This is a genomic window from Bosea sp. PAMC 26642 (assembly GCF_001562255.1).
Taxonomy (GTDB): Bacteria; Pseudomonadota; Alphaproteobacteria; order Rhizobiales; family Beijerinckiaceae; genus Allobosea.
Genome location: NZ_CP014301.1, coordinates 343,966 through 364,058, shown reverse-complemented (window position 1 = coordinate 364,058; position 20,093 = coordinate 343,966). Strand labels below are relative to the sequence as shown.

The following is a 20,093-nucleotide window of genomic DNA, read 5'->3' as shown; positions in this document are numbered from 1 at the left end:
AAATAGCATCGCGCTCCCAATCACCACCACCGGCTAACGGCTCGGCGTGCCCTGGGAAATCGCATCCGCCAGCGCCCCTGAACGCGCACCCAGACCGAACTCCGCAGCGAGTGCTGTTCCTCCAAATCCAGGGGTGATTGCCGTGTTGAGCGATAGGTCAGAAGAGCAACGCCTTCCCCAAGCAGGCTCACCCGAAAATCAGACGCCTTCCTGACGTGTTTCGTCCGTTCCCTGGCAAGCGCAGCTATCGTCTGGTCGCGATCATGGATGCCGCCGGATCGCGCGAACTCGATGAAATCATCGGCCAGCAATTCAGTGACCTTCTCTGGTGATGCGCGCTGATCTGCGGCGAGAAGCTCTTCCTCCTGCATTCTGAGCAAGGTCAGTAGGGCATCAGCTTCCGCGCCAGCATCTTTCCGTTCGCTCATCATTGTCTCGCCTCGACCACCATGACTGAACAAAGCAATTGCGGCTTCGATGGCCAGAGACAAGTGCAAGGCGAGTCGCTAAGGCTCGCCGCGATGCAGTTAGAACCCGACGACACCCCTCCCCCGTCCTGGCGCCAACGGCCGCGCCCGATCGGCTTCGAGATCGCCTACAGGCTCGACGGCGATGCGCTGGAGATCGACACGACGCGGAAGGTCGAGCGGGTCAGGCTTTCGGCGGTCGAGCAGGTGCGCTTCATCTATGCGCCCAGCAATATCAGCACGAAAGGCTTCAAGACCCAATTGCGGCTCAGCGACGGCAAGGTGGTCACATTCGGTAACCTGTCCTGGCGCTCGCTGACCGACCTCGACCACGACGATGCCCGCTACCATGCCTTCGTCACGGCGCTTTCGGCCTGCATAGCCCGCGCCAATCCCAGCGTCCGTTTCGTCAGGGGCAAGCCCTATCCGTTATGGCTGGCACTCGCGCTGGTCGGGGGACTTTCCACCGCCATGCTGGCTTTCTTCACGGTGCGCGCCTTTCTCCAGGGCGCGAACACCGCCGGCTTTCTCGGCCTGGCGCTGGCAGCCGCCTCGTTCTGGCAGGTCTGGCCGATGGTAAAGCTCAACCGCCCGCGCGAACTGGCACATGGCGCAGTGCCCGACGATCTGGTGCCGGGGCGTATATCGGCCTGAACGGCCTACCGCACCACCAGCACCGAGCATTTCGCCCGCCGCACGATAGCCGAGGCGTTCGAGCCGATCACATAGGCGAGCATCCCGGGCTCGTGCGAGCCGATCACGATCAGGTCGGCGCCATGCGCGTCGGCCTCGGCGAGAATCTCGCCATGGACGGAGCCGATCAGCACTTTTGCCGAGACCCGCTCCTCGGGCAGCGGAATTTTGGCTGCGATGGCGGCGAGCTTGGCCTCGGCGTCGTCCTGCTGCTCGGAATCGAAACCGGCCGGCACGAACTCCATATAGGTGACCGGCACCAGCGAGCGGACATAAGCCAGCCGGATCGAACCGCCGGAGATGTCGGCCAGGCCCACCGCCGCATCGATCGCGGGTTTGGCCAGATCGGCTTCGGCGAGATCGACGGGGATCAGAATCGATTTGTACATGGCATCCTCCCGGTGCAGTCGATCGATCTTCGCCCGATCCCGCGGCACATGCCATCGATCAGCGCAAGCCCGACGAAATTAGCGCCTAAGGCGCGCCTGAATTGAGGCAGCTCCCGTCGGCCAGAGACGTGTGAGGGTTTCGCTCACCTGCCTGCGGCAACGGCGACCCGCGATGGGCCGCGGGAGGGATGGTGCTGTCGCGCGGCGGGGCTGGCTGCAGAAGGCGGCGTCAGCCCTGGCGCGCGGGCGTCCTGACGATCAGCCCATCGAGTTCGTCGCGCACCCGGATCTGGCAAGAGAGGCGCGAGGTCGGGCGGACGTCGAAGGCGAAATCGAGCATGTCCTCCTCCATCGACTCGGCGGCACCGGTTTTGGCGGCCCAGGTGTCATCGACATAGACATGGCAAGTGGCGCAGGCGCAGGCGCCGCCGCATTCGGCCTCGATGCCCGGGACGGCGTTGCGCACGGCGACTTCCATGACCGTGGAGCCGGTCTCGCCCTCGACGGTTCGGCTCGTGCCCTGCGCGTCGATGAAGGTGATCTGGGGCATCGTGAACTCCGGCCGGCCTTGAGACGCGCTCCGTTTAGATGATTTCCAGGCCAGGGGGAAAGCGCTTTTCGCCCTCACGCAGCGCTGTCGAAGCGCGAGATCGCGGCGCGCGCCTCGGCCGCCGCCAGTGCAAGCGAATCCATCGCGGTCTCGACGCGGCGCGGATCGGGCTCGGCGAGATGCCGCTCGATCGCGTCGGCAGCGTCGGCGACCTGCCAGGCCCCGATCGCCTGGGCGGCGCCTTTCAACGTATGGGCGGCGTCCATTTTCGCCTTGGCGTCCGCGCCGGCGTGGATCGTGCGCAAATGCCGCACGCATTGCTGGGCGAAAAGAGCCAGAAGCTCCCGCTCCAGAGCGTGATCGCCGCCGGTCTGGCGGGCGAGATGGACGAGATCGATGGCTGTCTGGGGCATTGGACGCTCGTAGCAGTGATGGCTGGGCCGAACCTTGCGCCAGCACTCTGACCGCTTAAGAAGCGCGATCATGGTGAATGAGGCGTTAACGACGTTTGTGAATCATGCAGGCAAACGGGTTCCCATCATCCGTGGGGTCCACTACCCTTCCAATCAGTAAATGATGGGCGCAGTGTCCTCGTCATGTCCGGGTCAGAGGCGGCCCGACCGGCGGCATAAGGCACGGCATTGTTGTTGCGTCTGTCGACAGTAGCGTGGTGAGGCGGCGATCATGACACGGCAAAGCAGGCTCCAGGATCCGACCGAGGCGGCCATGTCCGCGATCGAGGAAGCCTTGCGGCTGGATCAGCCGGGCAAGAGCCCCGACGAGATCACGCTCGCCGACGAGCCGAAACTGCCTTCGACGTCCGACACCGACCTTAAATTCGACCTGCCGCGGGTCGAGCCGGTGATGGCGCAGGAGACGGTCGCCGCGCCGCAGCCAAAGCCGCGTCCTGCCATCGCTCCCGACAAGAGCCGTGTCGCCAATGACGACCGCCGCGATTCCAGCTCTTTGGTCCAGGCCTTCTCGGCGCGACCTTCTGCCAAACCCTACTGGCTCGCGGCGTTCGCATCGGTCGCCTGGCTCGCAGGCGCCGCCTTCGCCGTCGTGGGCCGCTTCGGCTCGTTCTCAGGCGGTATGCCGCAAGGTCTGGCAGGCTTTGGACTCGGCGAATGGGCGCTGCTCGCGATCGCGGTCGGGGCACCGGTGGTGTTCTTCTTCGTTCTGGCGGCGCTCTATCGCCGTACGCAGGAGATGCGACTTGTCGCCCGTGCGATGACGGAGGTCGCGCTGCGGCTGGCGGAGCCGGAGGTGGTCGGCACCGATTCGGTTCTCTCGCTGAGCCAGACCATCCGCCGCGAGGTCGCGGCGATGGGCGACGGCATCGAGCGCGCGGTGGCCCGCGCGGGCGAGCTGGAGACCATCGTGCGTGGCGAGATCGCGACGCTGGAGCGCGCCTATGCCGACAATGAAATCCGCCTGCGTTCGCTGATCGACGAACTGGTGACGCAGCGCGAGGCTGTCGTCGGCAATGCCGAGCGTGTGAAGTTCGCGATCAGCGGCGCGCATGAGAACCTGTCCAAGGATCTCGAAAACGCCAGCCGGACGATCGCCGATGCGGTCTCGCAGGCCGGCGACCGGGTAACCGGGTCGCTCGGTGAAAAGGGCGACCAGATCACGCTCGCTTTGGGACGGGCCGGCGAGCGCATGATCGACGAGATCAGCGGCCGCGGCAACGATCTGGTCGAGCGCTTGCAGAGCACCTCGGGCGACGTCAGCGAGCGGCTATCTGGTGCGAGCGACAATTTGTCGGCGCTGCTCGACGGCCGCGCCAGGGAAATCTCGGCCTCGCTGGAGCGCACGGGCGCCGTGCTGACCGAGGGCCTGACGACCGGAGCCCGCGACGTCACGCGCGCGATCAGCGAGACCGGCACCCAGGTCGCCGACACGCTGACGGCGCGCGTCGAGACGGTCAACGAGACCCTGAGGCTGACGGGCGAAAGCCTGGCACAGGAAATTTCCGCCCGCGGCGCGACCGTGTCCGAGCGCTTCGAGACCAGCAGCCGCGCCATGGTCGAGCTGATCGAAGGCCAGAGTGAGGCCCTGCGCATTCGCCTCGCCGAGACAGGCGAGACCTTGCGCGGCGCCCTGGCGGAGGAAGGCGAGAGCGTCACTACACGGCTCACCGAGGTCGGGCGCGGCGTCAGCGGCCTGCTGAACCGCCAGAACGAGTTGATCGCCTCGCGCCTGCTCGAAGTCGGCAACAGCGTGAACACGCAGATCGGAAGCCAGGGCGAGACGCTCGTCGCGCGCCTGAGCGAGACGACGCGCAGCGTCGAGGATGTGTTGCGCGAGCGCGGCGATTCGATCGTGCTGCGGTTCGACGAGGCCAGCAGAACGCTGGGCGAGACGGTGCAGCGCCATGGCGAGGACCTGACGACGCGCATCACCGATGTCGGTGCGACGGTCCATGGGCTGTTTTCCGAGCAGGCGAGCAATCTTGTGACCCGCCTCTCCGAGACCGGCGAAACCGTGCATGTCCTGCTCGACCAGCAGGCCGAGAAGCTGGTTTCACGGATTGCCGGAGCCGGACAGGATGTCGAAGGCGCGGTCGGCAAGCAGGGCGAGCAGCTGGTCGAGCGCCTGCGGGCGGCAAGCACGGATGTCGAGGGGCTGATCGGCGCGCAGCGCGATGCCCTTGTCACCAGCCTTTCGGAGACCGGCACCAAGGTCGCCGGCCTGCTGGAGGAGCAGACCGGTGCGATGACGGTGAAGGTCTCGCAGGCCGGGCTCGAGATGCAGGACCTGCTCACCGGCCAAAGTCAGGCGCTGGTGAGCCGCGTGTCGGATGTCGGCCGCTCGGTGCATGGCCTGCTGGCGGAACGCAGCGGCGCATTGATCGCGCAGCTCTCCGAGACCGGCGAGGCTGTCCAGGGCAAGATCGCCGCGCAGGGAGATGCGCTGGCCGCCCAGGTGGCGACCGCGGTCGATACCGCGCGCAGCACGCTCGAACAGCAGCATAGCGGCTTCATCACAAGGCTCGGCGAAACCGGCGAACAGGTCGGCGCACTGCTGGGCGAGCAGCGCGAGACCCTGGTCCGTGACCTTTCCGGAACCGGGCGCGACGTGCACGCCCTGCTCGGCGGCCAGCGCGAGATCATGGTCCGTGACCTCGTCAGCACCGGGCGCGACGTCCAGATACTGCTCGGCGAGCAGCGCGAGACCATGGTCCGCGATCTCGTCGCCACCGGCCGCGACGTCCACACCCTGCTCGGAGAGCAGAGCGAGGATCTGGCGCGTCGGATGACGGACGCCACCCGCATCCTCACCGAAACGATCAATGTCGACGGCCGGCATGTCGCCGACCGCGTCGCCGAGGCGACGCAGGAGCTGCGCGACACCTTCACCATCCATGCCGAGGACGCCCGCATCAACCTGGCCGGCACCGGCAAGGAAATCGTGCTTGCCCTGACGCAGCAGGGCGGCCGCGTCAACGAGGCGCTGGCTGCCAACGCCGAGTCGATGCTGCGCTCGGTCGAGACCCGCGCGCAGGCGCTGAGCGAGAGCCTGGCCAGCCGCCATGACGCGCTGAACGCGCTGTTCGATACCCAGGGCCGGGAAATCGAGACCAATCTCGGGCTGCGTCTCGCGGCTTTCGAGGACATCCTGGTCAACCAGGGCGGCACGCTGGTCTCGCGCCTCTCGGCCGACGCGCATCACTTCGCCGACACCGTCACCACCCGCCTTGCGCAGGTCGAGCGACTCTTCGGCGAGGAAGGCAAGGCGCTCGCCGACAATGTCGGGGCCCGCTCGAACGAGGCCGTCGAGATCCTCAGGTCGCGCACGGCGGAAGCCGCTGCCGCGATGGAAAGCCAGATCAAGATCTTCGAGGAGCGCTCCGGCGCCAAGAGCGCCGAGATCGCCAATTCGCTGGATGGGCTGATCGACCGCATCGACGGCAACCTTGGATCGCGTGCCACGGCGCTCAACGAAGCGCTGGTCGAGCGCACGGTCGATATCGCCCGCGTTCTGGCCGAAGGCGGTCGCGAGGTCACCCGCGCGCTCGCGGCCAAGGCCGACGAGATCGGCGAGGTCGTGACCTCCAAGAGCGAGGCGTTGACGCGCACGCTGTCCGACAAGGCAGACGCGATCAACACCACGCTGGGCGGGCGGGCGCTCCAGATCGCCGACACGCTCGACCAGAGCGTCGCGCGCTTCGAGGAGCGCGTCGTCAACCGGCTCGACACCGTGTCGGGCACGCTCGACCTGCGCGGCCAGGAGATCGCGGATTCGCTGGAGAACCGCTCGGAAGCGATCGCGCTGGCGCTCGGCACGCGCACCGCCGAATTGCGCGCTCTCTTCGACGAAAAGGGCGGCAGCATGGTGGCCGCGCTCGGCCAGCGCGGAGACGCGATCGCCGCTGCGCTCGGTGTCCGGACGGAGGAGTTGCGGGCGCTCTTCGACGCGCAGGGGAGCGGCGTCGTCACGGCCCTGGGGCAGAGCGGCGAGACGATCGCCGCCGCACTCGGCGTTCGCACCGAGGAACTGCGCGCGCTCTTCGACGAGAAGGGCAACGGCATCGTCGCTGCTCTCGGCCAACGCGGACAGGCCATCGCCGCCACGCTCAGTGCCCGCACCGCCGAATTGCAGGCCCTCTTCGACGACAAGGGCGGCAGCATGGTCGCCGCACTCGGTCAGCGCGGCGAGGCCATCGCCAACGAGGTCGCTACCGTCGGCGAGACGGTCGTGCGTGCCATCGAAAGCCGCGGATCTTCGATCATCGAGGGCCTGCGCGAAAGCGGCGGGCAGATCACCACCGCGCTCGACAGCTCGTCGAATGGCTTGCGCCAGACGCTGGAAGCGGGAACGCGCCAGTCGGTCGATGCGCTGGTCGACACCAACGAGAAGCTTCGCGGCGAGCTGGGCGGCATGCTCGGGCGCCTCGGCGAGGCCAACCAGCTGATGCAGCAGATCGTGACCGGCGCGAACAAGAACCTCGTCGCGATCGAGGGCGGGCTCTCGACGCGGGTCGGCGAATTGCAGACCGTGCTGTCGACCGTCATGGCCGAAGCGAGCAAGGCCTCGCTGCAGGTCGTCGGCCAGATCGAGCAGTTGAAGGCGTTCTCCGAGGGCACGCTGCGCCAGACCGTCGAGCTGGCGACGCAGCTCGATACTCAGGGCACCTCGCTCGGCGAAACGACGCAAGCCAGTACGGCAGCCTTGCACGCCGCCGCCTCGCGGCTCGAGCAGGTCGAGGCCCGCGTCGGCAAGGCGCTGGCGGAGCGCAAGGACTCGCTCGAGCAGTTGCACGGGCTGATCTCCAACCGAACCGACGATGTCGAATCGATCACCCGCTCCTTCGCGGCCATGATCGACGAATCGCTCAGTTCCGCCGAAGCGCGGGCCCGCCAGATCGGCGGCGTCCTCAGCGACTCGGCCGAGGCGACGACGGGCGCGCTGTCGCAGCAGTTCGAGCTGATCCGCACCGCCACCGGCAAGGAGCGCGAGCGGACGGCCCATGCGCTACGCTCGGCCTATGAGCAGGTGACCAGCGAGGTCGGCAGCGAACTCGCCAAGGTGACGGAGCGCTTCCAGAGCGCCGCGCAGGACATGCGCGCGGTTTCGGCCGACATCCAGCAGGAGCTGGAGGCGACACGCGCCGAGCTGAAGCGCGGCGTGCTCGAACTGCCGCGCGAGACGCAGGAATCGACCGCCGCGATGCGGCGCGTCGTCTCCGAGCAGATCAAGGCGTTGAACGAGCTGACCGAGATCGTGACGCGCTCAGGCCGCAGTTCGGACGTCTCCAAGCCGAACCAGGCCCGCAGCCAGCCAGCCGCGGCCGCAGTGATCCAGTCCGGCCCGGCCTATGTCACGGCGGTGACGCAGGCACCGGCGCCGAGCGCGCCCGCGCCGCTGCTGCGCCCGACCATCGATGCGACGCCCGAGCGTGCCGAACCCGAGCGGAGCCCTGTGGCCGAGACGGTGACGGAGCTGCCGCGCGTCGAGTTCCGCCCATCCGCGCCGCCTGCCCCTCCGGCCGCCCGCCTGACCCCCGAAGCGCCGCGCCGCAACGGACCGACCGAGCCGCAGCCCCCGGCGAAGGCCGGCTGGCTGTCGGACCTGCTGAACCGCGCCTCGCGCGACGAGCGTGCCGCGGAGACCCCCAAGCCGACGGCGCATTCGATCGAGAAGCTCGATTCACTTTCGGTCGACATCGCCCGGATGATCGACCATGACGCGGCCGTCGAGCTGTGGGACCGCTACAAGCGCGGCGAGCGCAACGTCTTCACGCGCCGCCTCTACACGTTGCAGGGCCAGCAGACCTTCGACGAAATCCGGCGCAAATACCGCCGCGACGCCGAGTTCAAGGAGACGGTCGACCGTTATATCGACGAGTTCGAGCGCCTGCTCGCCGAAGCGGCCAAGGACGATCGCGACTCGATGGTGGCCAAGACCTACCTGACCTCGGAGACCGGCAAGGTCTATACGATGCTGGCCCATGCGAGCGGGCGGTTCGAGTAGGCCTCATCCAAAGTCGGGTTGAAAAAAGGTCGCCCTTATGGGCGACCTTCCCTTTTTGAAGCGCCACCTGCGTTCAAGCGATTTCGCCTGCAAACACTTCTTTTGCGGCAAAGAGGCCGTTCAGGGCAGCAGGGAATCCGGCGTAGACGGCCATCTGCATGAGAATTTCAACGATCTCGTCGCGGCTAAGCCCAATATTGAGGCCAGCCTGAATATGGATCTTGAGCTGCGGCGCGGCATTGCCGAGCGCAGCCAATGCGGCGATGGTGGCGATCTCGCGCGCTCTCAAATCGAGACCTGGGCGCGAATAGATGTCGCCGAATGGAAACTCGATCAGGTAGCGGGCAAAGTCGGGAGCAATGTCGGATAGTGCCGCGGCAACGGCCTCCCCGCCATTACCGTCGATCTCGGAGAGTGCCTGCCGGCCGCGCTCGAAGCGGGATGCCGGGATTGGTCGTGGGTGTTGATAAAGCATGGCCTGAAAGTCTCCGTTCTGCGTCGCCATAACCGGCGATCTTGGCATCGAGCACGGAGAGGCTGTCCTGGAGACTGGCGATGCGGGCGCTGACGACGTCACGATGCGCTTCCAGCAGTTCTTGGCGCTGGCTACTCGTCGAATCGCCCTGCGCGCGCAGCTTCCCGTAACGAAGCATGTCCCTGATCGGCATGCCCGTCGTCTTCAGACGGTCCAGGAATTCGATCCAGACCAGGATCGACGGATCGTAGTTGCGCTGCTTTGCGTCGTCACGGTCGGCATAGGGCAGAAGCCCGATCCGCTCGTAATAGCGAATTGTGTAAACGCTCAATCCGCTGCGCTTGGCGAGTTCGCCGATCTTCATGACGGCCTCTCTCGGTTTCGACGCAAGGACAGTTACCGGTTCGAGCGCACTCCAGGTCAAGAGCTAAAATCAAGATCGACGGCGCTGGCTTCACCGCACCCAGCGCACGATCTCTACGAGGACCTGCGAGAGCGCCCTGTCGAGTGCCTGGGCGGCCGCGCCGCCGTCGCCGGCCGTGGCGGGCACGCAGGCGGTGAAGAGGCGGGCGCGCTGGACGCGGCCGGTGCGGTCTCCGACCAGTTTTGCCGTGATCTCGACGACCGCGGAACCGGTTGCGGTGTCGATGTTGAAAGCGCGGATATCGGTGTTGAGCTGCAGCTCCGGCACGATGCGCTCGCCCGGCCTTGCCACCGAGCCGAGCCGGCTGCCGTTCTCGAAGGTCTGGATCAGACGGGTCTGGACGAGCTTGGGAACACGGTCGGCCCACTGAGCGCCGCCGGCGAAGGAGAGCGCGCCAGACGAATCCTTGACGATCACGCGGTCGGAATCGAGCGTCTGGACGGTCGTCGGTTCGGCCACGACGAGCGCCGCGCCGCCACCGACCCGGCCGAAATCGCGCGGGGCCGAAAGATCATAGGTCGTGGGCGTCGGGCCGCTGCAGCCTGCGAGCAGCACGGCGCCGGCAAACAGCAAAGGCATGGCGAACAGGCGGGCGGGACGCGGACGTCCGGTCGGGAACGACATCGTCATGGCGTCAGCGTGATCCGTTGTACTGGGGAAGCGGCGGCTTGCCGCCGAAGATGAATTGTTGGGGGTTGCGCTCGAGATTGCGCAGGGTCCGGGTCAGATCGGTCAGGGTGCGCCGGCCGTCGGTGGCGAGCGTCTCGATATCGCGCAGGCCCGGACCGGTGAAGCGGTTGATCCCAGCGGTGATTTCGGCGGTGCGCTTGTCGAGATTGTCGGCGAGCACGCGGATCGACTGGGCCGCGTTGCTGACCTCGGCAAGCGCGCCCTTCCCTTCCTCGCCCGCGGCGGAGTTCAGGAAAGCCTGCGCGCCCTTCAGCACACCCTCGACCTGATCGGCGGCGCGGTTGAGCTTGTCTGTGATCGAGGCAACGTTATCGACCGTCTTGCCGACCTGGTTGCTGGAGCCGCCCAGCGCCGCGGAGAACTTCTCGATGTTGTCGAGCGTGCTGGCGATCTTGGGTCCGTCCAGCGCCCGGTTGAGACGGTCCGAAACGGCGGCGGCATCGCGGATCGCATTGGTGACGAGTTCGCCGGAATTGCCGAGGATGGCGACGAAGCGATCGACGTTGTTCAAGGTGTTGGAAAGTTGGGTCGAATCGATCGCCGCGTTCAGCTTCTGGCTCAGCGAGGCGACTTCACGCACCGTCCTGGTGACATCCTCGCTGGAATTGCCGAGCGAAGCGGTGAATTTCTCGACGTTGTCGAGCGTGCTGGTGATCTTCTTCTGATCGATCGCGCGCACGACCCCCGACAGGTCCTCGCTCAGCGCACCGAGCTTCTGCGAGAGCGGCGCGATCGTCTCTGCGATCACGCCGGCGCTGCGCATCAGCTTATCGACGCCATCGGAATTGTCGCCGAGGGCGGCCGAGAACTTCTCGACATTGCGCACGGTGTTGCTGATCGAGCCGGCGTTCTCCTTGACCAGCCCCTCGACGCTGCCCAGCATCTCGTCGGCGCGCTTGGCGATGGTACGAACGGTCTCCAGGATATCCTGGAACTCGGAGCGCTCGGCGACGATGACCGGCATGGACTGGCCTGGCTGCGCCACCAGCGCAGGCGCGTCCGGCTCGCCACCCAGAAGCTGCACGGCGACGACGCCGGCAAGGCCCTGCGCCTCGATGCGGGCGCGCGTATCAACCTTGAGCGGGGTGGTGCCATCGACCGAAATCACGGCATAGATGCGGCGCGGATCGTCCGGCTGAAGCTGGATCGTGGAGACCTCGCCGACACGCAGGCCGTTGAAGAGCACGCTCGAGCCGCGTCCGAGCCCCGTGACGGTGCCGCTGAAGATGACGCGCACATTCAGCTTGCTGCCGGCGCCGCCGCTGTTGAACCAGTAGACGAAGCCGAACATCGCCGCCAGGACGGCGAGCGTGAACAATCCGACCAGCGCATAATTCGCACGCGATTCCATCGTCGAAACGCTTCGTCCTTACTTGTCCGACGCAAGCCGGGCGCGAGCCCGCTCGCCGCCGAAATAGGCTTTCAGCCAGGGATGATCGGATGCCAGCATAGTGGCGAGCGGTCCGACCGCGATCACCTTCTTGTCCGCCAAAGCTGCGATGCGGTCGCAGGCGGAATAGAGGCTGTCGAGATCGTGGGTTACCATGAAGACGGTCAGGCCCAAAGTCTGCTTGAGGGTCATGATCAGTTCGTCGAACTCGGCGGCGCCGATCGGATCGAGCCCCGAGGTCGGCTCGTCGAGAAAGACGATCTCGGGATCGAGCGCCAGCGCGCGGGCGAGCGCCGCGCGCTTGATCATGCCGCCGGAGAGTTCGGAGGGCGATTTCTCGGCGGAATCGGGTTTGAGACCGACGAGATCGAGCTTCACCATCGCCATCTCGTCGAGCAGCTTGGGCGAGAGCTCAAGATATTCGCGCATTGGCACCTGGATGTTCTGCTTGACGCTGAGCGCCGAGAACAGCGCGCCATGCTGGAACATCACGCCGAAGCGTCGCTCCATGGCACGGCGCTGGGCCTGATCGAGTGCGTCGACGTCCTCGCCCAGCAGTTCGATCGTGCCGCGGGCCTTGCGGACGAGGCCGAGGATGGTGCGGGTCAGCACCGATTTGCCGGTGCCCGAACCGCCGACGAAGCCCAGGATCTCGCCCCGCATCACGTCAAGGTCGAGCCCCTCCATGATGACCTTGTCGCCGAAGGCGACCTTGAGGTCGCGCACACGGATCACGATTTCGGGATCGGCCGCCTGGTCATGGCCGGTTTGGTCGCGGAGCGTCTGGCCGGGCTCCAGGGCCATTGTGTCGCTCATGATCGGATTACGATCCTCAAAACGCGATGGATGCAAAAAACATGGCAAAGAGGCCATCGACCACGATGACCATGAAGATCGCCTTGACCACCGAGGCCGTGACCTGACGGCCGAGCGATTCTGCCGAGCCCTTGACCGCCAGGCCCTCGATGGAGGCGATCAGGCCGATGACGAAGGCCATGAAAGGGGCTTTGATGAGGCCGGCTGCGAAATGCTTCCAGGTGATGACCGACTGGAGGCGCGCCAGAAAGGTGTCGATGCCGATGCCGCCATAGAGCCAGGCGACGAGAGCCGCGCCCGTCAGGCCCGACATCGACGACAGGAAGGTCAGGATCGGCAGCGAGATCACCAGCGCCAAAATGCGTGGCACGACCAGCACCTCGATCGGGTCGAGCCCCATCACCCGCAGCGCATCGATCTCTTCGCGCATCTTCATCGAGCCGATCTCCGCCGTGAAGGCCGAGCCGGACCGGCCGGCGATCATGATCGAGGTCAGCAGCACGGAGAGTTCGCGCAGGACCAGAATGCCGGTCAGATTGACGACGAAGACCGTGGCGCCGAACTGCTGGAGCTGGAAGATGCCCTGCTGGGCGACGATACAGCCGACCAGAAACGAGATCAGCATGATGATGGGGGCGCCATTGAAGGCGATCAGCTCGATCTGGTTGATCAGGGAGGGTCCGCGAAACCGACGCGGGCCGAGCATGACGCCGGCCGCCCCGACCACCACCTCGCCCAGGAACATCGCACCGGCGACCATGTCGCGCCCGAAGCTCACCACCGAGGCGCCGATATCGACCAGCACGCTGACGACGCCGAAATGAGCGGCCGGTTGCGGGACCTCGTGGTCGCGGACTCCGATCTCGGCAAGCAGGACCGCATGTTCGGGCCGGCTGCTGACGATCTCGACGGCGCCCCCTTGCGTCTCGCGGTCGGCCTTGAGACGATTGAGTACAAAGGCGCCCAGAGTATCGAGCCGCGCGACGGCGGAAAGGTCGAGCGTCGCACGCGACACCTTGCCGACGCGCTCGCCGATCTCCTCGATCAGCTGTTCGACACGCGGGCCACGGTCGGCGCTCCACGAGCCGGCAAGCGTCACGGCAAGCGTGCCCGCATCGTCAAGGAAGACCGCTTGCGGTTCGGCGGTGTCGGGGCTCGCCATGGCAGTCCGTGATCTTTCCCGCGCGGCCAAAAGGTCAAGTCGCGACCCGACCGTTGCAAAACGCCGGCCGATGCGCCCGGTTCCTACCCCTTGCGTCTATATCGCCGGGGCGACCACGCTTTGCAAGCAAGGCGGAGTTCCAGCTCGTCCATCGAAGATTTGTAACCCGGAAGATGCCCTTTTCGGCCGCGTATCGGCGCTTGCAGCACTTCCTTAATCAGTTCGGAACAGGATCAACACGGTGCATCACGGCCGGGGGCATTCGATTCGTCTGGCCATCCAGGGCAGACAGGCATGAGCGAAGCGCGTTCGCTGACCCCGCTGAGCGAAGCGGACTACGAGGTCATCGCGGCCGCCGTGATGGAAACGTCGCGCGGGCGCTGGTTCATGGCCGAATATGCCCGGCGAAACCGCCAGGCCGATACGACCCAGCTGCTGGGTGCGATCAGCCGGATCGAGCGGGCCGTGGGGGCCGCGTCCCAACAGGCAACCGCCACGAACGAACCCGGCCTGCGTGAGGCCGCCGCCCTCATCGTCGATCTGCGAGTCGATCTCGAGCGGGTCAGCGGCAAGGCCGGCGAACCGGCCTCGGGCCTTGCAGCACGGATCGAAGCGGCATCGGCCAGCATCGTGGCTGCGACAGAACATGTCCAGGAGGCCTCCTGGGGCCTGCGCGAAGCGGGATCGAGCGAGGAATTCTGCGACGCGCTCGATCGCAGCGCCACCGAGATCTATGCTGCAACCGCGATTATCGAGGGGGCCGGCTTGCAGATCGGCAAGATCGCCGACACCGTCGCAATGCTCGACAGCAGCCTGCGCGCCATTGCAGACGCGCCTCCCGAGCCGATCATCGGCGACGCCGAGATCGTCCCCTCGCCCGACCTGTTCCTCAACCTGCGGGAGGCTGCACCGCTCAGCAGCTACGAGGACATCGATATCGTCGAGATCGATAGCCGTTCTTCGTCGATCGTACCTGGCGAGCGACCGAGTGCTGCCAAGAGCAGCGCCGACCGCAAGATGGGCACCATGAAGGCGCTGGCCGACGACATCGTCTTCAGCGAGATCGGCAGCCCGCTCCCGGCCGACCCCGCCAAGCCCGCCGAAACTTCGGAGGCGGGCCTGCGCGCCATCGACATGCTGCCACCGGCCGAGAAGCTCGCCTATTTCGCCTGATCGGGCCGTTCGGGGAGCAAGCGCACCATCTTGGCGGGTCGAGCGGTCCGCGGGATTGGCGATCATCACGCTCGCTGCCTCAGGTAAGGCGATGATCTCGTTCAGGCGCTCGCGGATGTGACGCGGTTTCGCCGGGACGTTTGTATCTGGCTGCCGATTGACTGGAATTCGACCGTTAGGGGGGTCAAAAACAAAAGGGGCTCAAGCGACCTTCAAGGCTCGTTCGACCACCTCGGGAGCCTGATCGATCACCTTCAGCAGAGCCCGCGCGGTGCGATCCATGCTCCGGCGGCCCTGCTCCCAATCGCGCAATGTTGCGGCACTCAGGCCAAACTTTCGGGCAAAGGCATCCTGCGACAGCCCCAGCCTCTTGCGAATAGCCACAACGTCGACGATCTCGACCGCGATCGTCCTGGCGGGCTTCTTCTCACCACGAGCCATCGCCAGTGCTTCGCTGGCGCTTTCGATCAGATCCTGGCCGAACGTCGCCATGTCATCGCTCTCCTGTCTTCATCGTCTGCCGGTAGGCCTCGGCAATCTTCGGCAAGGTTTTGGCAAGATTGTTGCGTTCGGCCTTGGTCAGATTGGCTTTTTTCCCCTTGTCGATCAGCGCGAGGAGGAAGAGAGGCACATCGTCCCCGCCAAAGTAATGGATCGTGCGGTATCCGCCACTCTTGCCCTCGCCGCGACCGGCGTGTCGCATCTTACGGGCACCGCCGGTCCCGGCCATCAGATCACCCCCGAGGGGATCGCTCGCGATCGCTACGGCAACGTCCTGAATCTCCTCCTCACCCAAACCAGCCGCTTTGGCCTGCCGTTCGAAAACGGATGTCAACAGGACGGTCTGCATGGATGACAATATACGGCAATGCCGTATTCCTGCAAGCGGGACGGCGTGGGGGAGGCCTTGCGAACTCCGCTACTCCCCCGCCTTCATCTGCCTTGCATAGATGTCCTTGTATTGCTCCCGCAGCAGGTTCTTCTGGACCTTGCCCATAGTGTTGCGCGGCAGATCGTCGACGATGAAGACCTGCTTGGGCAGCTTGAACTTCGCCAGCCGCTGCTCAAGCGTCCGGGCGATCGAGGCAGCGGTGATCGTAGCGCCGGGCTTGACTACCACGACCGCCGTGACGCCCTCGCCGAAATCGGGATGGGGACAGCCGATGACGGCGCTTTCGATTACGCCCTGCATTTCGTCGATCTCGGTCTCGACCTCCTTGGGATAGACATTGTAGCCGCCGGTGATGATCAGGTCCTTGCCACGCCCGACGATGTGGACGTAGCCGGCAGGGTCGATCTTGCCGAGGTCGCCGGTGATGAAGAAGCCGTCGGCGCGGAACTCGGCTGCGGTCTTTTCGGGGTTGCGCCAATAGCCCTTGAAGACGTTGGGGCCCCTGACCTCGATCATGCCGATCTCGTCGGTGCCCAGCACTTTTGCCGTCTCGGGATCGGTGACGCGGGCCGCGATGCCCGGCAGCGGGAAACCGACCGTGCCTGCGACGCGCTCTCCCTCATAGGGGTTGGAGGTGTTCATGTTGGTCTCGGTCATGCCGTAGCGCTCGAGGATGGCGTGGCCGGTGCGCTGGCGCCATTCGCGATGCGTCTCGGCGAGCAGTGGCGCCGAGCCCGAAACGAAGAGGCGCATATGGGCGGTCAATTCCCGCGTCAGGCGCTCGTCCTGCAGCAGCCGGACGTAGAACGTCGGCACGCCCATCATGCAGGTCGCCTGCGGTAGGTACTTGAAGACCTGATCGGGGTCGAATTTCGGCAGCAGGATCATCGAGGCGCCGGAGAACAGCGCGCAATTGGTCGCGACGAAGAGCCCGTGCGTGTGGAAGATCGGCAGCGCGTGCAGCAGCACGTCGTCCTTCGTGAAGCGCCAGTAATCGACCAGCGCCAGCGCGTTCGAGGCGAGGTTGTCGTGACTGAGCATCGCGCCCTTGGAGCGGCCGGTGGTGCCCGAGGTGTAGAGGATGGCGGCGAGATCGTCGGGGCCGCGCTCGATGTCGGCGAAGTCGGTCGCAGCGGCAAGCGCCTTGTCGGAGAGCGTGCCTGCGGAAACGTCCGGCGAGCGCCAGACGCCTAGCGTCTCCAGCTTCGCCCCGGCCTTGTCGGCGTAAGGCCTCAGCGCCTCGGCCTTTGCGGGATCGCAGATGAAGACGGAAGGCTCGGCATCGCCCAGGAAATACTCGATCTCGACCGGCGTATAGGCAGTGTTGAGCGGCAGGAAGATCGCGCCGGCCCGCACCGTGCCGAGATAGAGCATCAGCGCCTCGATCGACTTCTCGACCTGGACCGCGACCCGATCGCCGGGCTTCACGCCGAGCCCGACCAGCGCATCGGCGAAGCGGGCCGAGACATCGACCATGTCGGCATAGGAATAGCGCCGGCCGTCATGGAGCAGCGCGAAAGGCGCATCCGGCGCAGGAATTCGGGCGCGGATCAGGTCGAACAGGTGGTTGCCCATGATTTCGGGTCCTTTCAGGCGTTTCCGGTCTGATGCTTCTTGAATTTCATCTCAGCCCTCATCCTGAGGAGCAAGCGAAGCTTGCGTCTAAAAGGATGCTCCAGAAAGCTCCGGGGATATCTGGAGCATCCTTCGAGACGCCGCTGCGTGGCTCCTCAGGATGAGGGCTGTATTCACATGTTCCTGGCCAAAACCAGCGTCAACTCGCGACCGGCCGCAGCAGTTTCCTCGCAGCCGAGGAGGCGACGACGGTGTTGCGGGTGGCGAAGGCCTCGTGATTGATCTCGATGTCGTCGAGGTCGTAGCGATAATTGACCATCACGCCATGCGACTCGCGCAGGCCCCGCGCCGACATGTTGCCACCGACATTGATACGCTCAAGCCTCGCACCGTTGCCGAGATGGAAGCGCGCCACGGGATCGATGACACGGCCCGACGCGCTGCGGGCGCGCAGAAGATATTGCGCCGCCATCTGGCCGAGCAGTTTGACGCGGCGGGCCTTGGTCGCATCGTCGAGGGTGATCGTCTCGCCGGTCGGCCGGGCGAGTTCGGACAACTCCTCATTGGACATCCGGACCTCGCCGGGATCGGCGACGAAGGCGTCGAGCCAGCGCGCAAAGCCCGGCAGGGGCGAGAGCGTGACGAAGGTGTCGAGGCCCGGCAGCTCACGCTTCAGATCCTCGGCCACCTGCTTGATCAGGAAATTGCCGAAGGAGATACCGCGCAAGCCCTCCTGGCAGTTCGAGATCGAATAGAACACGGCTGTCTTCGCAGCGGCGGCCGGCAGGACCTCACGAGAATCGGTCAGGAGATCGACGATGCCGGCGGGGATGTCGGCCGTCAGCGCGACCTCGACGAAGATCAGCGGCTCGTCGATCAGCTGCGGATGGAAGAAGGCGAAGCAGCGCCTGTCGCCCGGCTCCAGCCTGCGCCGCAGGTCGTCCCAGCCTTGAATCTCATGGACCGCCTCGTAGCGGATGATCTTCTCAAGCACGTTGGCGGGGGTGCGCCAGTCGATGCGGCGCAGCACCAGGAAGCCGCGGTTGAACCAGGAGCCGAAGAGGTGGCGGAAATCGCTGTCGACGGCCTTCAGCTCGGGGTCGGCTTCCATCGCCTCGAACAGGGCCTCGCGCATCCGCACCAGCACATGGGTGCCGCCGGGCGCGAGGTTGAGGCGGCGCAGCAATTCCTGGCGGCGCGGCTCCGAGGCCAGGTGCAGGCTGGCGATGTTGGCGGCGTTGGGATCGGCGCGATAGGCCTCGATTGCATTGCCGAGCCGTTGATGATCGGGACCGAAGCGCTCCTGCAGGATAGTGAAGAAGGCCTGCCGTCCGGCCCGGTCGAGCCGCTCCCAGGCGTCGAGAACGCCCTGCGCCAGCGCCATGCCCGAGGCCTCGCCGCGGCCCGACAGAAGATCCTCGCAGAGCTGGTCGATCGGGCGGCCCTTGCCGCCCCCGAACCGCTCGAAGCCGATGAGCGCCCGGCCGCGATCGGCCACGCTGGTCAGAAGATCGCCGAGAAACGCCATGTCCATGCCTACCCCCTTTCAGCGAGCGGCAGTCTATACGAGTTTCCTGCGGCCGAAACCGTGCGCCATCGACGCAAGCTCAGTTCAGCAGGCTCCACGCTTTCAGAAAGAAGTCGGGCGCGCCGAAATTGCCGGATTTGAGCGCGATCACCATCTCCGGCCCGCCGACCACGCGGGTCCAGGGCACGCCCGGATCGATCTCGGGGCCGATCTCCAGCGTGGCGATGCCCAGACCCTGAACGACAGCGCCAGAGGTTTCGCCGCCGGCGACGAGCAGCTTCGAGACGCCGCCCTGCGCCAGCAAGCGGGCAACCTCTGCGAAGACGCGTTCGACCGTCTCGCCAGCCTTTTCGCGGCCGAGCTTGTCCTGGATGCGCGTGACCTCCGCCGGGTCATCGCTCGAATAGAGCAGGAAAGGCTTTTCCGCCGACTGGGCCAGCGCCCATTGCGCAAGCGTCTCCGCTGTCTGCTCGCCCGAGGTGAGAGCGAGCGGATCGACCTTCAGCGCCGGATAGCCCGCCTCGATCGCCGCCTTGATCTGACCACGCGTCGCCGTCGAGCAGCTACCGGAAATGATGCCGGTGCGGCCTTGCGGGGCGCTCAGGGTCGCGGCCACCGCGCGCTCCGGCAGGAGCCCCGCCTTGCGGAAGTTCTGCGGCAGGCCCATCGCGATGCCGGAGCCGCCGGTCAGCAGGACATGGCCGTCGATCGCGGCGCCCAGTACCAGCAGGTCGTCATTGCTCAGCGCATCGGTGACGGCATAGCGCGCGCCCTGCCCGGCCAGCGCCTCCAGGCGGGCCTTCACGGCATCGACGCCGGCCTGAACCGTCGCGTGGTCGACCAGTCCGACCGTTGCCGTCGTCTGCGCCCCCATCAGCCGCATCAGGTTCGAATCGCGCATCGGCGTCAGCGGGTGGTCCTTCATCGAGCTTTCGTGAAGCGGCACGGCGCCGACGAAGAGATAGCCTTGGTAGATCGAGCGGCCATTGGCGGGAAAAGCCGGGCAGATGATGGCGATCTCCGCGCCCAGCCGCTGCATCAGCGCATCCGCGACCGGCCCGATATTGCCAGTCGGGGTCGAATCGAAGGTCGAGCAGTATTTGAACAGGATCTGCCGTGCTCCCGCCGCCAGCAGCGCTTCGCAGGCGGCCAGCGAATCCGTGACGGCCTCCGCCACGGGATTGGTGCGGGATTTCAGCGCCACGACGACGGCATCGGCGTCGGGCGGCGGGGCACCCCGCTCAGGCGCGCCGATGACCTGCACGGTGCGCATTCCGGCACGGTTGAGCATCAGGGCGACGTCGGTCGCGCCCGTCATGTCATCGGCGATCACACCCAGAAGCATTGGATCGGATTCCGTTCCTGGCCTGTTTCCGGCACGCTTCGGCCTGA

General features: G+C 66.0%; 18 protein-coding genes. 3 read left to right on the top strand and 15 right to left on the bottom strand.

Annotated elements, in window-relative coordinates; genetic code table 11:
- Positions 1 to 20 precede the first annotated feature (20 nt).
- Positions 21 to 491 (bottom strand): nuclear transport factor 2 family protein, encoded by a 471-nt coding sequence (locus tag AXW83_RS01670; RefSeq protein WP_156639681.1) that lies wholly within the window; start codon positions 489 to 491, stop codon positions 21 to 23.
- Positions 492 to 521: 30 nt separating this feature from the next.
- Between AXW83_RS01670 and AXW83_RS01665 the strand changes: the two genes are divergently transcribed.
- The gene (locus AXW83_RS01665) at positions 522 to 1,121 is read left to right on the top strand and encodes a hypothetical protein (RefSeq protein ID WP_066610051.1); all 600 of its coding nucleotides are present in this window, start codon (positions 522 to 524) and stop codon (positions 1,119 to 1,121) included.
- Positions 1,122 to 1,126: 5 nt separating this feature from the next.
- Here AXW83_RS01665 and AXW83_RS01660 read toward each other — a convergent pair whose 3' ends face one another.
- The 3 genes from AXW83_RS01660 to AXW83_RS01650 form a co-directional block, all read right to left on the bottom strand.
- Complete coding sequence (locus tag AXW83_RS01660; protein ID WP_066610048.1) at positions 1,127 to 1,549, bottom strand: universal stress protein; 423 nt, start codon at positions 1,547 to 1,549, stop codon at positions 1,127 to 1,129.
- A 229-nt stretch (positions 1,550 to 1,778) separates the two neighbouring features.
- Positions 1,779 to 2,099 carry a 2Fe-2S iron-sulfur cluster-binding protein gene (locus AXW83_RS01655; protein WP_066610046.1) on the bottom strand — a complete coding sequence of 107 codons (321 nt, stop codon included), beginning with the start codon at positions 2,097 to 2,099 and terminating at the stop codon, positions 1,779 to 1,781.
- A gap of 74 nt (positions 2,100 to 2,173) precedes the next feature.
- Positions 2,174 to 2,512 carry an Hpt domain-containing protein gene (locus AXW83_RS01650; RefSeq protein WP_066610044.1) on the bottom strand — a complete coding sequence of 113 codons (339 nt, stop codon included), beginning with the start codon at positions 2,510 to 2,512 and terminating at the stop codon, positions 2,174 to 2,176.
- Positions 2,513 to 2,783: 271 nt separating this feature from the next.
- Here AXW83_RS01650 and AXW83_RS01645 point away from each other — a divergent pair, with 271 nt between their 5' ends.
- Positions 2,784 to 8,576 (top strand): apolipoprotein A-IV repeat region-like domain-containing protein, encoded by a 5,793-nt coding sequence (locus tag AXW83_RS01645; protein WP_066610043.1) that lies wholly within the window; start codon positions 2,784 to 2,786, stop codon positions 8,574 to 8,576.
- Positions 8,577 to 8,649: 73 nt separating this feature from the next.
- Here AXW83_RS01645 and AXW83_RS26345 read toward each other — a convergent pair whose 3' ends face one another.
- The 6 genes from AXW83_RS26345 to AXW83_RS01615 all read right to left on the bottom strand — a co-directional run bounded on the left by AXW83_RS26345 (position 8,650) and on the right by AXW83_RS01615 (position 13,533).
- A complete protein-coding gene (locus tag AXW83_RS26345; RefSeq protein WP_082766888.1) occupies positions 8,650 to 9,051 on the bottom strand; it encodes a carboxymuconolactone decarboxylase family protein in 402 nt (133 codons plus the stop codon).
- Positions 8,972 to 9,415, bottom strand: coding sequence for a MerR family transcriptional regulator (locus AXW83_RS01635; protein ID WP_066610039.1), 444 nt, complete (start codon positions 9,413 to 9,415; stop codon positions 8,972 to 8,974). Before AXW83_RS01635 ends, AXW83_RS26345 begins: the two co-directional genes overlap by 80 nt.
- Positions 9,416 to 9,505: 90 nt before the next feature.
- Entirely contained in the window at positions 9,506 to 10,105 is a 600-nt protein-coding gene (locus tag AXW83_RS01630) for an ABC-type transport auxiliary lipoprotein family protein (protein WP_066610037.1), read from the bottom strand.
- Between the two features lie 4 nt (positions 10,106 to 10,109).
- On the bottom strand, positions 10,110 to 11,516 hold the full coding sequence (locus tag AXW83_RS01625) for an MlaD family protein (protein WP_066610035.1): 1,407 nt from the start codon (positions 11,514 to 11,516) through the stop codon (positions 10,110 to 10,112).
- Positions 11,517 to 11,534: 18 nt separating this feature from the next.
- On the bottom strand, positions 11,535 to 12,242 hold the full coding sequence (locus AXW83_RS01620; RefSeq protein ID WP_236841905.1) for an ABC transporter ATP-binding protein: 708 nt from the start codon (positions 12,240 to 12,242) through the stop codon (positions 11,535 to 11,537).
- Between the two features lie 145 nt (positions 12,243 to 12,387).
- On the bottom strand, positions 12,388 to 13,533 hold the full coding sequence (locus tag AXW83_RS01615; protein WP_066610030.1) for an ABC transporter permease: 1,146 nt from the start codon (positions 13,531 to 13,533) through the stop codon (positions 12,388 to 12,390).
- Positions 13,534 to 13,827: 294 nt separating this feature from the next.
- Here AXW83_RS01615 and AXW83_RS01610 point away from each other — a divergent pair, with 294 nt between their 5' ends.
- The gene (locus tag AXW83_RS01610; RefSeq protein WP_066610028.1) at positions 13,828 to 14,706 is read left to right on the top strand and encodes a hypothetical protein; all 879 of its coding nucleotides are present in this window, start codon (positions 13,828 to 13,830) and stop codon (positions 14,704 to 14,706) included.
- A 201-nt stretch (positions 14,707 to 14,907) separates the two neighbouring features.
- On the opposite strand, the gene AXW83_RS01605 is transcribed toward AXW83_RS01610, so the two are convergent.
- The 5 genes from AXW83_RS01605 to otnK form a co-directional block, all read right to left on the bottom strand.
- Positions 14,908 to 15,198, bottom strand: a complete 291-nt coding sequence (locus tag AXW83_RS01605; protein ID WP_066610025.1) for a helix-turn-helix domain-containing protein — start codon at positions 15,196 to 15,198, stop codon at positions 14,908 to 14,910.
- A 1-nt stretch (position 15,199) separates the two neighbouring features.
- Complete coding sequence (locus AXW83_RS01600) at positions 15,200 to 15,556, bottom strand: type II toxin-antitoxin system RelE/ParE family toxin (RefSeq protein ID WP_066610024.1); 357 nt, start codon at positions 15,554 to 15,556, stop codon at positions 15,200 to 15,202.
- 69 nt (positions 15,557 to 15,625) lie between these two features.
- Positions 15,626 to 17,173, bottom strand: coding sequence for a malonate--CoA ligase (locus tag AXW83_RS01595; protein WP_082766887.1), 1,548 nt, complete (start codon positions 17,171 to 17,173; stop codon positions 15,626 to 15,628).
- Between the two features lie 199 nt (positions 17,174 to 17,372).
- Positions 17,373 to 18,707 (bottom strand): malonyl-CoA decarboxylase, encoded by a 1,335-nt coding sequence (locus AXW83_RS01590; RefSeq protein ID WP_066610023.1) that lies wholly within the window; start codon positions 18,705 to 18,707, stop codon positions 17,373 to 17,375.
- Between the two features lie 73 nt (positions 18,708 to 18,780).
- Entirely contained in the window at positions 18,781 to 20,046 is a 1,266-nt protein-coding gene (otnK, locus tag AXW83_RS01585) for a 3-oxo-tetronate kinase (protein WP_066610022.1), read from the bottom strand.
- Positions 20,047 to 20,093: the final 47 nt, after the last annotated feature.

Coding starts and splice junctions, on each gene's coding strand:
- AXW83_RS01665 (WP_066610051.1), top strand. CDS start 522: ATGCAGTTAGAACCCGACGACACCCCTCCCCCGTCCTGGCGCCAACGG.
- AXW83_RS01660 (WP_066610048.1), bottom strand. CDS start 1,549: ATGTACAAATCGATTCTGATCCCCGTCGATCTCGCCGAAGCCGATCTG.
- AXW83_RS01655 (WP_066610046.1), bottom strand. CDS start 2,099: ATGCCCCAGATCACCTTCATCGACGCGCAGGGCACGAGCCGAACCGTC.
- AXW83_RS01650 (WP_066610044.1), bottom strand. CDS start 2,512: ATGCCCCAGACAGCCATCGATCTCGTCCATCTCGCCCGCCAGACCGGC.
- AXW83_RS01645 (WP_066610043.1), top strand. CDS start 2,784: ATGACACGGCAAAGCAGGCTCCAGGATCCGACCGAGGCGGCCATGTCC.
- AXW83_RS26345 (WP_082766888.1), bottom strand. CDS start 9,051: ATGCTTTATCAACACCCACGACCAATCCCGGCATCCCGCTTCGAGCGC.
- AXW83_RS01635 (WP_066610039.1), bottom strand. CDS start 9,415: ATGAAGATCGGCGAACTCGCCAAGCGCAGCGGATTGAGCGTTTACACA.
- AXW83_RS01630 (WP_066610037.1), bottom strand. CDS start 10,105: ATGACGATGTCGTTCCCGACCGGACGTCCGCGTCCCGCCCGCCTGTTC.
- AXW83_RS01625 (WP_066610035.1), bottom strand. CDS start 11,516: ATGGAATCGCGTGCGAATTATGCGCTGGTCGGATTGTTCACGCTCGCC.
- AXW83_RS01620 (WP_236841905.1), bottom strand. CDS start 12,242: ATGGAGGGGCTCGACCTTGACGTGATGCGGGGCGAGATCCTGGGCTTC.
- AXW83_RS01615 (WP_066610030.1), bottom strand. CDS start 13,533: ATGGCGAGCCCCGACACCGCCGAACCGCAAGCGGTCTTCCTTGACGAT.
- AXW83_RS01610 (WP_066610028.1), top strand. CDS start 13,828: ATGAGCGAAGCGCGTTCGCTGACCCCGCTGAGCGAAGCGGACTACGAG.
- AXW83_RS01605 (WP_066610025.1), bottom strand. CDS start 15,198: ATGGCGACGTTCGGCCAGGATCTGATCGAAAGCGCCAGCGAAGCACTG.
- AXW83_RS01600 (WP_066610024.1), bottom strand. CDS start 15,556: ATGCAGACCGTCCTGTTGACATCCGTTTTCGAACGGCAGGCCAAAGCG.
- AXW83_RS01595 (WP_082766887.1), bottom strand. CDS start 17,173: ATGGGCAACCACCTGTTCGACCTGATCCGCGCCCGAATTCCTGCGCCG.
- AXW83_RS01590 (WP_066610023.1), bottom strand. CDS start 18,707: ATGGACATGGCGTTTCTCGGCGATCTTCTGACCAGCGTGGCCGATCGC.
- otnK (WP_066610022.1), bottom strand. CDS start 20,046: ATGCTTCTGGGTGTGATCGCCGATGACATGACGGGCGCGACCGACGTC.